Source organism: Marinobacter sp. UBA3604, from assembly GCF_002375325.1.
GTDB classification, from domain to species: Bacteria; Pseudomonadota; Gammaproteobacteria; order Pseudomonadales; family Oleiphilaceae; genus Marinobacter; species Marinobacter salarius.
The window spans coordinates 1-13,550 of the sequence record NZ_DFMB01000019.1 but is presented as its reverse complement, the minus strand read 5'-3'; the positions used below and the strand labels follow the sequence as shown (position 1 = coordinate 13,550).

9 protein-coding genes are annotated in these 13,550 nt (G+C 53.8%); 2 read left to right on the top strand and 7 right to left on the bottom strand.

The window, feature by feature from the left end; genetic code table 11:
* The 4 genes from B2590_RS05530 to B2590_RS05510 all read right to left on the bottom strand — a co-directional run bounded on the left by B2590_RS05530 (position 1) and on the right by B2590_RS05510 (position 5,102).
* Positions 1 to 1,692, bottom strand: a complete 1,692-nt coding sequence (locus B2590_RS05530; RefSeq protein WP_011784147.1) for a GMC family oxidoreductase — start codon at positions 1,690 to 1,692, stop codon at positions 1 to 3.
* A 27-nt stretch (positions 1,693 to 1,719) separates the two neighbouring features.
* Entirely contained in the window at positions 1,720 to 3,174 is a 1,455-nt protein-coding gene (locus B2590_RS05525) for an aldehyde dehydrogenase family protein (protein ID WP_011784148.1), read from the bottom strand.
* A 51-nt stretch (positions 3,175 to 3,225) separates the two neighbouring features.
* On the bottom strand, positions 3,226 to 3,744 hold the full coding sequence (locus B2590_RS19240) for a rubredoxin (RefSeq protein WP_011784149.1): 519 nt from the start codon (positions 3,742 to 3,744) through the stop codon (positions 3,226 to 3,228).
* 137 nt (positions 3,745 to 3,881) lie between these two features.
* On the bottom strand, positions 3,882 to 5,102 hold the full coding sequence (locus B2590_RS05510; RefSeq protein ID WP_011784150.1) for an alkane 1-monooxygenase: 1,221 nt from the start codon (positions 5,100 to 5,102) through the stop codon (positions 3,882 to 3,884).
* Positions 5,103 to 5,337: 235 nt separating this feature from the next.
* Here B2590_RS05510 and B2590_RS05505 point away from each other — a divergent pair, with 235 nt between their 5' ends.
* A complete protein-coding gene (locus B2590_RS05505) occupies positions 5,338 to 7,974 on the top strand; it encodes a response regulator transcription factor (protein ID WP_011784151.1) in 2,637 nt (878 codons plus the stop codon).
* A 133-nt stretch (positions 7,975 to 8,107) separates the two neighbouring features.
* On the opposite strand, the gene B2590_RS05500 is transcribed toward B2590_RS05505, so the two are convergent.
* Both B2590_RS05500 and aupA read right to left on the bottom strand, forming a co-directional pair.
* Positions 8,108 to 11,302, bottom strand: a complete 3,195-nt coding sequence (locus tag B2590_RS05500; protein ID WP_011784152.1) for an Ig-like domain-containing protein — start codon at positions 11,300 to 11,302, stop codon at positions 8,108 to 8,110.
* A gap of 11 nt (positions 11,303 to 11,313) precedes the next feature.
* Positions 11,314 to 12,654, bottom strand: coding sequence for an alkane uptake protein AupA (gene aupA / locus B2590_RS05495; protein ID WP_036219378.1), 1,341 nt, complete (start codon positions 12,652 to 12,654; stop codon positions 11,314 to 11,316).
* 221 nt (positions 12,655 to 12,875) lie between these two features.
* Here aupA and B2590_RS05490 point away from each other — a divergent pair, with 221 nt between their 5' ends.
* Complete coding sequence (locus B2590_RS05490; protein WP_011784155.1) at positions 12,876 to 13,298, top strand: TetR/AcrR family transcriptional regulator C-terminal domain-containing protein; 423 nt, start codon at positions 12,876 to 12,878, stop codon at positions 13,296 to 13,298.
* A gap of 99 nt (positions 13,299 to 13,397) precedes the next feature.
* Here the strand turns inward: B2590_RS05490 and B2590_RS05485 are convergent.
* A partial coding sequence (locus tag B2590_RS05485) for an ectoine synthase (RefSeq protein ID WP_286847905.1) occupies positions 13,398 to 13,550 on the bottom strand: 153 nt, incomplete at its 5' end.

The window sequence follows — 13,550 nt, the reverse complement described above, 5'->3', positions numbered from 1 at the left end:
TTATCTCCTCTCCATTTCTACTGCTCGTGGGACGGAATAGTTGGCGTCAGTAGTGTCCGCGGTGGGCGTGGGCGTCATAACCCGAGCCTGAACCGTGACATTTCCCAGGAGGATGTCGGCTGCATTTTCGGCAATCATCATGGTGGGTGCGTTGGTGTTACCGGCAACCAAACTGGGCATTATCGAAGCATCGACGACTCTAAGCCCTTCAATGCCTCTGACTTTCAACTCTGGATCAACGACTGACTCCGGATCCACGCCCATACGGCAGGTGCCAACGGGGTGGTAGATAGTCTCTGCATTTTCCCGGATGAAGTCCGCAATCTGATCGTCCGAGGACACAGAGTTTCCGGGCATGACTTCTCGCTTACTATGCAAAGCCATTGTCGGTGCCGCGAGTACTCGTCGCCCGAATTTAACGGCGGAAATCATTGTCTTGATGTCTTCGGGGTCACTCAGATAATTGGGCTGAATCAACGGATCGGCTAATGGATCAGGGCTTTTCAGTCCAATAAAACCCCGGCTTTTGGGCAGCAGATCGCAAATGTGTAAGGTGTAGCCATACCCGGTCATCACTTTTCGCCCATGATCCTTCAAAAAAGTTGGCAAAAAATGGAATTGCACATTCGGTCGTTCACACGAAGGGCTGGATTTAACAAAGCCTCCTGCCTCGGCTACATTACTGGTGAGAAACCCGCGTCGCGCAAAAATATAGGAAAAAAGTGCGCTCACTCCCCGAAGCAGGAAGCTGGGGGCAACACCAATAGGCAAACGTGAGTTCGCCGCGTGCATCAGCGTAATATCCAAATGATCGACCAGATTCTTGCCCACCTCAGGAAGGTGATGGACCAGAGGGATTCCGTGTTTCCGAAGCTCTTCGCGATCACCGATTCCGGAAAGCAAAAGTAGCTGTGGTGAATTAACCGCCCCGCCGGACAAAATGACTTCACCGCCATTATTGAGTCTGAGCTGGCGATATTCGCCCCCTTGGTTCAGTGTCACCCCAACCGCCCGCTGGCCATCCATTACCACCCGGGTTACCCGAGCGTCCGTTAGCACATCGAGGTTAGGCCGTTTCTCTGCGCCACGCAGAAACGCCTGCGCCGAACTCCAGCGCCGACCATTTTTTTGTGTCACCTGGTAGGGGCCCAGTCCCTCTTGCGTTTCGCCATTGAAATCCGTGTTCACCGGGACATCCACATGGGAAGCGGCGCGAACAAAATCCCGACTTAACGGATTGACCGATCTCAGATCGCTTACGCTGAGTTCACCGCCCTTGCCGTGGTAAGCATCCGGTCCGAAACGTTCGTTATCTTCCAGTCGGCGAAACAATGTTAATGCGCGGTCCCATCCCCAAAGGTCGGTTCCGGCAGCCTGACCCCAGTGTTCATAATCGGCTTTGTGGCCCCGGATGTAGACCATGGCGTTGATGGAGGAGGAGCCGCCAAGAGTTTTACCCCGGGGCCAGAACAGACGGCGCCCCTTGAGATGTTCCTGAGGCTCGGTTTCGAAGGCCCAGTTCACCTGCTTGCTATTGGCAAGAAGTGCAATACCCACAGGCATATGTATGAGCGGGCTCTTATCCTTTGGCCCTGCTTCAAGTAACGCTACTCGCTTCGAGGGATCGGCAGTCAGTCGGTTAGCCAATACACAGCCAGCCGACCCGGCGCCAACAATAATGTAATCGTACATAGTGACTCTCTTGTTATTGGATTATGCTCAGCCCAGAATACGAACAGCAGCATCTATGAGCCGCCGGACCCAGCGTGTATAGGGAGGAAAAAGCAGGTGGATGAGAGAATGCTTATCCTCCATCAGCGCCTTTTCATGGGAAAAAGCGCGGAAACCGTATTCACCGTGGGATGCCCCTATTCCAGAATTATTCACTCCGCCAAAAGGCAGGTCCGGATGCAGGAAGTGCACGACTGTAAGGTTAATCCCTGCAGCGCCGGAACTCGTTCGTTCGATAATATTTCTGGCAAAAGACTTGTTCTGGTCGAATACGTAAAGCGCCAGTGGCTTGGGGTTATCGTTGATTTTGTTGATAACTGAATCAATATCATCGAACTCAATAACCGGTAATATCGGGCCGAATAACTCCTCACGTGAGATATCCATGTCGCTGGACATATTTGCAATCAACGTCGGCGCAATGAAATTTTCTTCAGCATCTGTAATACCGCCTTCAAAGACGTTTGCGCCTTTGCTTTTGGCATCTTCTATCAGGCTTGACACGCGCTGGAAATGACGGGCATTTACAATCCGGCAATAGTCAGGCGTCGATTGCCGGGCTTCCGGCGTTTTCCCGTAGATGCGCCCGATTTGCTGTTTAAGTGCTTCATTGAATGGGGCTGCAATGCTTCTGTGTACAAAAACATGGTCCGGAGCGATGCAGGTCTGGCCATTATTGGCAAACTTCCCCCAGACAATGTATCGGGCAGCCTTCTTGATGTTGGCATCCGGGCCTACAATGGTCGGGGATTTTCCCCCCAGTTCCAGTGTCACCGAGGAAAGGTTCCTGGCCGCAGCCTCCATGACCAGCTTGCCGACCGCAGGGCTGCCAGTGAAGAATATGTGGTCGAAGGGCAGGGCCAACAGTTTCTGGGCTACAGCGGCATCGCCTTCAATCACCGAAACAAGATCGGGGGGGAAGGTTTCGGCGACAATGTTGGCAATCACCTTTGAGGTGTGGGGTGTCATTTCCGAGGGTTTGATGATAGCTCCGTTCCCCGCAGCCAACGCTGAGACGAGAGGTCCGAGCGCAAGATTGAGAGGATAATTCCATGGCGCGATAATTAAACACACACCCTTTGGCTCTGGCCGAACATAAGACCTCGTACCCCAAACACCAATGGATGCAGCCACTCGCTTCGGACGCATCCATTTACGCAAGTGTTTTTTAGTGTGTCGAATTTCCTGAAGCACCGGCAGGAGTTCAGTTAATTTGACTTCTGGAGCGGGTTTTCGAAAGTCCGCCGCGCAAGCCGCAATGATGTTTGATTCGTAGCGTTTAATTGAATCCCGCAGCTGGTCGAGCTGCGCTATTCGAGCCTCTAAGGTAAAACTTCCGCGACGCGCAAGTTGTGCCCGCTTTAGGGCCGCGAACGTTGAATCAATCGTATCGCTGGTTGACACATTGGGCAGCCCAACCTCCGCCAGACTAGCAATCTGCATTATAAAATCACCTCTTTCCGAACGAGACTGTTGTTATTTTAAATCGGATTATTAGTCTTCATAGAGGACATAGTCCTCTTTTGTGGCACCACAGTCCGGACAGCACCAATCGTCTGGAATATCTTCAAAACGAGTGCCGGCAGGGAAGCCTTCGGCTTCATCTCCGAGAGCTTCATCGTAGATATGGCCGCAAGTGATGCAGACCCACTTCCGATAGGTATCTTTTTGAGTCGAGTCTTTGGGCGATTTTGAAGAGGTAGGCTTCGGTTTCGCTTTGGGCTTTGTTTTATTTTTAGCTGAAGGAGTAGATGCGTCCGTTGCTTTCTGCGATGCTCCCTCGGTCTTAGCTTGGCTGGCAGTACGGACCGCTATATTGGTTGCGGACACCGAAAGTTCCGAGTTCGCTTCTTGAAGCGCAACGAAGTCAACCTTATCCCTGACGGCACAGTCTGGACAGGACCAGTCTTCAGGAATTTTTTCCCAGGTCGTTCCTGCAGGAAAGCCTTCGTGCGGATCACCAACCACTTCGTCGTATACATAACCACAATCCGGGCATTGATGTTTAGCCATTTAAAGCACCTTTCAAACGATATTATTGTCTTTGTTTTGGTAGCGCCCGACGCGCACCCTCTTTCAGGTGCACGTCAGAGGCTCTTTTTCTGCAACGTAAATAAAGTAAACGACGTATATAAGTTCTAATTAGCCGATCATTTAGACGCTGCGGTATCGACTGATTCAGAATCAGTCCCACCAAATTTACGCACATAGAATTCACGCTTGCCGGGTTGAATCTGAATCTTATCGAGATCTCCTTTAGCCCAATCCAGCACCCGGTGGTCCATTATCGACCGAAACCATGAGGGAAACATTGCGGCCAGGAACATTCCGGGATATCCCGATGGTAAGGAAGGCAGGTCTTTGAAGTCGCGAAGCGATTGATAGGACCTTGTAGGATGGGCGTGATGGTCGGAATGTCGTTGCAAATGAAACAGAATCAGGTTCGACATAATATGGTTTGAGTTCCATGAGTGGTGCGGTTGTTGACGCTCATAACGTCCATCCGACATCTTCTCGCGCAGCAATCCGTAATGCTCAATGTAGTTGGCGCTGGTCAGCTGCCACCAGCCAAAGGCCATTTGAATGGGCAAAAAGATCAGCATTAACGGGCCAAAAAACGCCAGCAATCCCGCATAAAGCACAGCGGTCAAAATCATAGGCTGAAGAACTTCGTTCTCCAGGCTCCAGACACTTTTTCCACAACGACTGAGGCGCTGTTCCTCTAAATCCCATGCCCGCTTGAAAGCACCGGGAATTTCACGCAGTGAGAATGAGTAAATGGACTCGCCCATGCGGGATGTCGCCGGGTCCATCGGCGTAGCCACATCACGGTGATGCCCCTTATTGTGCTCAATGAAGAAATGACCATATCCGACCACGGCGAGGACAAGCTTCGCCATCCAACGGTCAAACGTTTCTTTTTTATGGCCAAGTTCGTGGCCTGTGTTCAGAGCCAGGCCATTCACGATTCCCAGGGAAAGGGCCAATGCCAGAAACTCGAAAACACTCATTGGTTGCGTGGATACCCACCAGGCACTGACAATCAAGGCGGCATAGTGAATAGGAACCGTCAAGTAGGTCAGTACCCGATAGTAACGATCCTGTTCAAGCCGAGGCACAGCCGACTCGGGGGGGTTGGAAAAATCCTCTCCAAACATGGCATCAATCAAGGGAACTGCGCCATACCAAAGGATCAACACCAATCCGTACCAGATGCTCCATCCGGTCTGGGCGACCAGATAAAGGCCTATAAGAGGTGTTGCTGGCCACAGCACAGAAAGGATCCACAGGTGGCGCTTTCTGTCCACATAGTTTTCGGCACCAGGGTCCCTTTGAAGGGACTCTGTTAGTACATTTTCTGACATTGACATGAGGATCACCTTATTGTTATTAGATTCATCATCTTTTTACATATTGTATTGTTTTGCATCGCGCACAACGGGCCACTCAGATGAGCGGGCCGGTTGTACGCAGTTACAGGATTGGCTATAAGTTGGGGTCAAACAACTACCCGAACGGGTAGGTTTGGCGCCGGATAACGGTCGATATACGTCATGCCCTGGCGCGCTCGCGTTCCGGGCTGGCAAAGCGGGAGACTTGACTGTCATGACACACCATAGCCTGGAAGACTGGTGTCGAAGGATGTCCGGCCGGATGTGGGGTCGTCAGCGCTTCATCACTCAAGGCTGTACAGACCGCCAGCGCCTGGGTGCTTCTGCGACGCCTGAGGCAAAAGTCGTTCTGTACCGGGCTCCGCCGGGCTACGGAAAATCTGTACAGGTCGCCCTGGCAGCAAACCGTCGTGATCCGGAACACGAGAGCGCCGTCTATATCAATGGACGATCCTACCCGGACCCGCGCGAAGTCACTGACAGCCTGTTTGCGGCGTTGGTTTTATACCAGATTGAAGGACCTGAATCCCGGGAAGCGCTGAAAAGTGACACTGACACCATCGAAGCGCTTCGGGACGCCTTGTTCAATGCAAGAAAGACCATAAGAATTTGCCTTGACGGGCCCGGTGAAGGGGCGGATAACGGGGATCTGATTGAGGATCTGATCTGTGAAACACCGGACAATGTAAAATTTTTTATTGCGCCCGGCAGCGCCGGGGCATTGCCGCGTTTGTCGCTGATGACGGGTGTTGTGACCTATGGTGCTGATGAGCTTGCCTTTACAGAAGAGGACCTAAAGGAGCCGGAGAAGCTTGGTGAGGTAACGGGTATAGGTGGCTCCGAAGCAGGCAACATTATACAAGCCACGGGCGGATGGCCCGCACTCGTCAGACTGATGCGCCAAACCCCGAACCCGGACCTGCCTCCCGAATCCTGGCCGGAAACCCGCTCGTATTTCAGGGACAATCTCTTGTCCGTGCTACCCAGACATGCGCGAAGGTTTGTTTGCAACGCCGCGATGCTCGAGGAGGTCAGCGCGGAGTGCTATGACTATGTCTATAAAACGCAGCAGGCTGATCAGGAAATTTCGTTTGTTAACGAAAAATTTGCACTTTTAGCCCCCACCGTTTCCTCCGGCGAGCGCCTGGCCATGCACCCTGTGCTGAGAGGGTATTTGCGTAGTGTGTTTAATGCCACTCAACGGGAGCGTCGTTCGTATGTACTGAAACGCGTTGCGTTCTGGCATTGGCGCAGGGGAGAGTACCTCCATTCAATCAACGTCGCCCTGGAGGCTAGTGACCATCGGTGGGCGCGCGTGGTCAGTGACAGCATCATACTGGACGTGGCGCTCCGGCAAGGTGAAATTGAAGTGCTTCGCACGTGGTTTGAAAAGGTGCCGGTCCGCACGATAAAAAAAATCGCTTCCTTAGGCATAGGATATGCCTGGACCCTGTATTTCAGCCAGCAGGCGCGGCAGGCAGAGGAAATGCTGGCCAGTTCGGACCATCCGATTTCCAGGGGGCTGGGCAACCTTGATGAGGAAGGCTGGCGGGAACTGGTTAAGGCAATAGGTAAAGCCACACAGGATGAATTGTCGGAGAGCCAGACGCTCTGTGAAAAGTGGATTGATGCCTTTGGCGATCGCAATATGGTCGGTAAAGGCGCGGCCCTTACATGCCAGGCATTCATTGCCTCCAGCGATCGCCGCTTTGAAGAGTTAGAAGAACTATTGCACAGAGCGGCGGTGGCCAACCAGTCATCCAATCAACTCTACGCGTTTATCTGGCTTAAAACGGCGGAAATCCAGACAGAATTGTTCAAAGGCGACATGGTCCGGGCAATGTACCTGTTGCGTCAGGCGAATAAAACCGCAGAAAAGATTGGCGTACCAAAAAGCTTTTTAAACAAGATGCTTGGTGTTCTTGAGTTACAAATTCTGCTCGAACAGGATCATCACCAGGTTTCCCCGGAATCTGCACAGATATCCTTTGATTTCGCCTTGAATTATGGCGTTACCGACATTCTGTGTGGATGCACACAGGCATGCAGCCGTTTGCTGTACCACCAGGGGTTGCGGGACAGGGCCATGGCCCTGTTGGAGCAGGCTCGCCTGGCCGCCAGCGAGCGTGAGCTCCCGCGCCTCAATATCCTGACAAAAGTTCAGTTGGCTGAGTTCACCCTCCTGAACAACGAGGAATTGGAGCCACCCATACTCCCCGATGAATCCGAGCTGTCATTTCTGCCTAATCAAAACCGGGCCATTCAGGCGCGCATTGCTTTAGTGAAATCAATGTACAGGCTAAGGCTTGGGAAGCAGTTTGGTGTGGCCGGGAACTATGCCAGAGAGGCGCTTCAGGCTGCCAGCGCCATCTCCGATGCCAGAACCAGGGTCGCCGCCCAGTATTGCCAGGCCCTGGCAGCGTTTGCCCTGGGTTCCTCAAAACCGGCGAAGCGCCTGATTCTTGATGCCAACCTGCATGCGGAGCATCTGAATTGCCACTTTACACCGCTATGGATAAAAGAAGCGCTGCTTTCTCTGAGTCCCCTTGCCCGGAATCTCTTTGATGATCCGCCAGACACCGCTGAAGCGGCCACTACAAGGGACCCGGAAGTCCGGGCAGAAGACCTCAGCGCTCCACCAGTACCGGGACATACCGACTCCGTTATCACGGTCAGGCAGATTTCCATACTGAAGTGTATAAGCAGCGGAATGACCAACAAAGCGATCGCTGAGAGGCTTCTTGTGACTGAGGATGCTGTCAAATGGCATCTGAAAAGGATTTTCAGCGAACTTGAAGTAACCAGCCGGGTTCAGGCAGTCACTGAAGCGCGACTGCGCGGGCTTTTATAGTGAGTGAAAAGTAACCGGTGCTCTGCTGGTTGCAGAACCGGACTATTGGCAGGGGGCATCTTCCCGGGGTGATCTGTTTTCGGTTTCGACGGAAAAAGGGCCAGTCCGGAGACTGGCCCTGTGTCAGGTTTCATCACTTTTGCGTGTAGGGAGACACATACCTGAGCTGAAGTTCATTCGGTGCAACTTGTATTGTGAGCTCAGTATCTACGTCGATCACTGAGTTTACTACTCCATTAACAACCCCGCCCAATAGGCGGCAAAGAAGACCTGTTCCGATACTACAAATTGCAGACTCCTCTTCAAGCAAGCCCACAGTTGCTCGCCCCAAAAGCCTCGTTGACAGCACAATCGGCTCAACATTTCGTTGTTCTATGACGATCCTGCCATCATCAAGGAAGGTTATCGGTCCAGAGAGCTTCAATCCATTAATTGGATAGCTGCGCAGATTATCCTCAAGGCGGGTGTTCGCCAGTCCGCTCAGCCTAACGTTCAGATACGGTGCATCAAGGTAAACATCCAGCTCGGTCTCGAAGGTCAGCTGACCGTCTTTTTGTAGAATCACACCATCAATCAGGCCGTCGCGGTTTTCGCCCTGGTAACGCATACGCAAGGCGAGGGGTCCGGTGTCAAACTCTTGAGAGGTCTGTAAATCACTGGTCGCAAGTACTGCGAGCAACTGACTGCTCAGATTGACCCAGATGTCGCTAGGCGTGGTAAGGAGTACCGACGGATGCAACTTCACAGGCACTCGCGTGCTGCCATCTTCGGCAACGGTTGGTTCACCCACTATCTCAACATCAAGGTTTGCTGTCAGAAAAATGAATTTTTTGAACTCATCGCAAGCTTCGGTGCCTACTTCACAGCCTATCTGCCCGTTATCCTCAAGCACCCCGCTACTGATCTCCGTGATGGCAAGCTTCATGGAATTTTCAGGAATTCCGCTGATGGCATCAGGCTCTTCCGGGTCCAGCTTCAGATTAGCATTCACATCCCTGCTCGGGAGATTTTTCAGCGGCAGAAGCACGGAGGTTTTGGTTATATCTCTGGCAACAAACCGGTTTTCAAGCGGTTGTCCGCCTGACGAAAGGTCCCCGAGGCTCCTTCCCGGGTCGGCGTACTGGCTCAGGAGCCTGCTGTACAGGGGGATACCCTGTTGATTGGTAATACCATCGGTCAGCACGTAACGGTAGTTTGTTCCTTGCTCCCACTTGTCGAGTGGTACGGCTCTCAGTTCACGACCATTGAGGAGGCTAAGACTATAACCTTCAACTGACTGCCAGCTGCCGTTCTCGTCCTGCTTTTCCACAACAACAGTTTCGCCGGCCACAATGGAGTCCGGATCGATATCCTGTGAGAAGCGCACGATAATAGGCTCGCTGGCCGGATGCTCGGTTATGGGCAGCAAATCATCCAGCGGGCGCTGTCCAAAATTCGCGGAAGCAGGGGTCTGGCTCGTGATGCCACCAAGACACCGCCCCTGTTTTCCGGGCTGGGCATCCAGGTCCGTCTTGGCGCATGGGTAACCAGGAAGGGTTGTAAGGGCAATCGGACCAACGTCAGCTGGCGGAACCTCCGCCGTTGGGTCGAGCCTGAAATTACGGCTTGTGCTGGCCATCGGATTACCCGACAGGTCAACAAGGCCGTCCATCGTAAGGGTATAATCGATGCCATGCGTTAACGGCTCGGTTGGCCGGATAACGAGAGCCGGACCGTCAAGCCGGGATTTAAAGGCAACCTCTGCCGATGTGGTGCCGTCATTGGCGATGAGGGTGATATTGTCCGGATTGATGGATGACGGAAGGAGAGGTTCCGAGAAATAGACAATCAAAGGGTCAGAAGGCCTCTGTATGTTGGAGTGTTCCCCGGGGACCCAGCTCTTGATGAAGGGCGCTGCGGTGTCCGCAAAGTCGGCCTGTAGCGGGGCATCTTCGACGTTGCGGAAGCCGTTCAGCTTGAAGGAAATCAGGCCTGAGGCTGTGTCAATGCCCATCACGTCCGGCTCAATAACACCAACGGCTTCGATGCTCAGCTTTCCGTCTTCGACGAGGGCAGTGCCCACCAGTTGCACGTGCATGAGCTGTTGGCCAAGGGCGCCGTTGGTAACGGTGTTCCCGGTATTCAGGGCCATATCGATGTAGAGTTCGAGCACCCGGGGTGCATCCACTGCATCGGTATAGGGGTTGGGTATCAGGAAACCATTGGCATCCGAGAGAAAGCGAACCCCGACGGCTTCGGACTCGAACCCGGCCGGCACAGCCCCCGCGATGCTGACTTCTACAGAGCTTCCGGTGAGCAAGGTGCCCCGTTCGATCCTCAACGGAATGCTCTGAGCGGCCGCCTCAAACTTGGGAATAAAACCCAGTTCCGCGAACACAGTGCCGGCGACACTGGTCGGGTTCTCTTCGCCCAGAAGAAGGGAGCTCAGGTTTACCGAATTGTAATCGGCACCCGTCAGTGGCAGTTGGCCTGGCATGTTTTCAGCTACCTGAGCCATGATCTGGCGCTTGCCAGTCGGAGAGCGGGAGTCGGTCGGGTTGAAGGTCAGTGTGCGATCTTCGGACAGGGTGTCACCCAGCAGAGCGCTTTTTATGCCGCTGGTCACGGTCAGGTTATAGGTTCGGGCCGGATCCAGGTAGCCTTCCGGATCCACCGTAACCCGGTGGTCCTTGACGTATACTTCGGCATTGACCGGTTCGCCGGCCTGGTCCGCCAGGCGGATGGTCTGGCCGTAAACCACCGATTGCGGGTCGACGGGCTCGGTAAACTGAAGCCGGAATGTCGTAAAGTCCGTGACGGGGTAGTCGTTCCCTCCGTCCGGAATGGTTCGCGCCAGTTCAAATCCGGTACCTTCGGTCTGGCTCAGAAGCGGGCCGGATGTTGCCGGTGCTGTCTTGAATTTGATTCCGTCCGCGGTCAGGGACACTGGTGCGCCGCCAACCTGAAGTCCCTCTGCGGTCAGGGTGTAGCTGGTTCCCGGTGCAAGCGCCTTGTCCGGCTTTGCCGCAAGCCCCATCTTGTCTTCATCAGTGAACATCACGTCTGTGAGGGTAACCTCGTTCCCGGTGGCATCCCTCAGGATCAGAGAGTCAGGAATGTCGGTCAGCGGTGTGTCGATGGACTTGTTGAAACGCAGGAAGACAGGTGTTGTTGTGGGAACGGTGGACGTGACACCGGGCTGATCGCCGCCCGGGGGCGTACTGTCAGCCGGATAGGTAAATGTCAGCGATCCGGGTGTCGGAGCCCGGGTAACGGTCTGCTGGTCGCCGCTATCCCCGCAGCCTGCGAGTGCTGTGGTGACAATCAATGCAATAGTGGTTTTTTTCATGCCGTACCTCTTCAAAATCTCAGCGTAATTGAGCCGCTGAACACGTGAATATCGCCGTCTGCAGTAACGTCTTCTTCATTGCCATTGAAGTCGACAATGGTGAAGTCACGCTCTTGCAGCATCTGGTACTGGTAACCGAGGTCCACGCGAACGGGGTAGGCCAGAAGACGGGTCCGGTTGTAGGTGGCACTTAAGCCAAGCCCGACAGAAATCTTGTCTGTGTCCAGGTAGTTGATTTCCGGGTTTCGGGTGGTTTTCAGAGGGGATTCTTCATAGGCGACGCCGGCACGGAAGGTAAAATTGTCGTTCAGCATGTACTCGCCACCGAGGCGGGGAGTCAGGGTGTCCTCAAACTGCATACGGGCAGCGGGGGAAAGGCTGTTCTGATCCTTGATGGTGTCGCTGGTAAATTTATCTTCCAGGCCTGACCAGTTCTGTTGTTCTACACTGCCGCCAATACGCCAGCCGTCACCTTTATACTGGGTGCCGACGACCCAGATTTCCGGCTGAAAGGAGTCTATCGTGGTAACCGCAAGCGCAAGCCCCGGATCGGGAATCGTCTGGTCGACAATGACGTTTGCGTCGATACTGGTGGAAGCCGATGATTCTGCCCGGTAAGCAAGGGCCGTTTCCCAGCCGCTCAACCAACAGCCGCTTTCAGGGCAGAAAGTTTTGCCCCAGTCGATGGAGGTACTGAGAATCGACTTTACAGAGGGTTCGGCATTGACTGACAGGCGCTCACGTCGTGTCTCACCGGCCAGGTTCGATAACGTATCCAGCTTGGCTGTGGCTTCGAGGGTGACTCTTGCCGAGATTCCGGCGTCAATACCTCGCCAGATGTTGGTGGCACCACCGATATTGAGGAACAGGGGTTCCCTGCCATACTCCATGAACTGGCCGCTTTCTGATGTGTTTGAACTGAAGGCCAGCAGTTCCTTGCCATACTTCTCTACTCCCGCGATGAAGCCAAAGTAAATGGGGTGCTTAAAACGGGTCAAGGAAGAAAGATTTGTTTTCATGCCGATGAGCACATGCTGACTCGGTGAGTCGGCGAGTACGTCGCCATCCCGCAGGGGGCCATCCGCTCTCAGTTCCTGTTCTGCATGAAGCAGGCCTAGGGTCAGCTCTCCCCGGGGATCTTTTGTCAGATAAGCCGGGTTATAGTAAGTGGCAGACACCTGATCGTTGAACATAGACAGGGATTGCGCTGTAGCCACGTCGGCTGCCATTACCCCGTAGGTGGTGCCGATGTTGCCCATGCTGGCCTGAGTGGGAAAAGAACCCCCAGCGGACAGAATTGCGATTGCAAGGCAAGAGGTAGGGCCCTTAGTAAAAAGGGGAGTCTTAGGCATTAATATGCTCCGTTTTCTCGTTATTGTTGTCAGTACATCTATACAGCGCTTGTTGAGGCGGTCAGATGCTGTTCAGCAAAAAAGCTTACTTAAACTGTTTTTTCGGAACATTGGCCCTCTTGACGCCACAGATCGTCTTTAACTCAGCCAGGCTTTTTCGTGAGAAAGGTTTTGAAAGGACGTCGCTCAAGTAGATTGCCGAAGCGCTGCTTGTCGAGCTGATGCGCCGGGGAGTCGACCTGGTTACCGCAGAGGTCGAGTCGGCTTACGCCAGCTCGGACGACCCGGTTGAGCGTTTGCGTCTTTGTATCAACGCACATCTGCGAGCCCTGTTGTTAGGTTCGGATGCGGTTTACGTGCTGTTGTTTGAATGGCGGGCGCTGGGCCCGGAGGCTAGTAAGGAAATCATCGAACTGCGTGACCAGTACGAGTCCCTGTGGGCCGGTATCCTCGAAACAATGATTGCGCAGGGCGTGGTCCGGCAGAATGTTGACGGCCGTTTGCTTCGCCTGATCGGCCTTGGGGCGCTCAACTGGGTTGCAACCTGGTTCGACCGGAACGGAGTCCATTCACTCGACGCCATTGGTGATTTTATCTGGCAGATCGCTATGGACGGTGTCATCAATAAAGGTGTCCAGGCATGATCTGGATTCGCCGGCATGGACGTACCAGTCAAAGCAACAGCGCTACCGCCAGCAGTCGCTCTGGCAGTGTCCCAGCGATCAGATCGGCAGTCAGTCGGATCAGTTATCGCTGCTGTCCGACAGGTAGGCGCCGTCCTCGTCATGGACTTCCTGGCCGGTCACCGGCGGGTTGAAGGCGCAGATCAGGCGCATGTCCTCGGTGCCACCGTACAGGGTGTGCTTGTCGTGGTTGTCCAGGGCGTAGAGGGTACC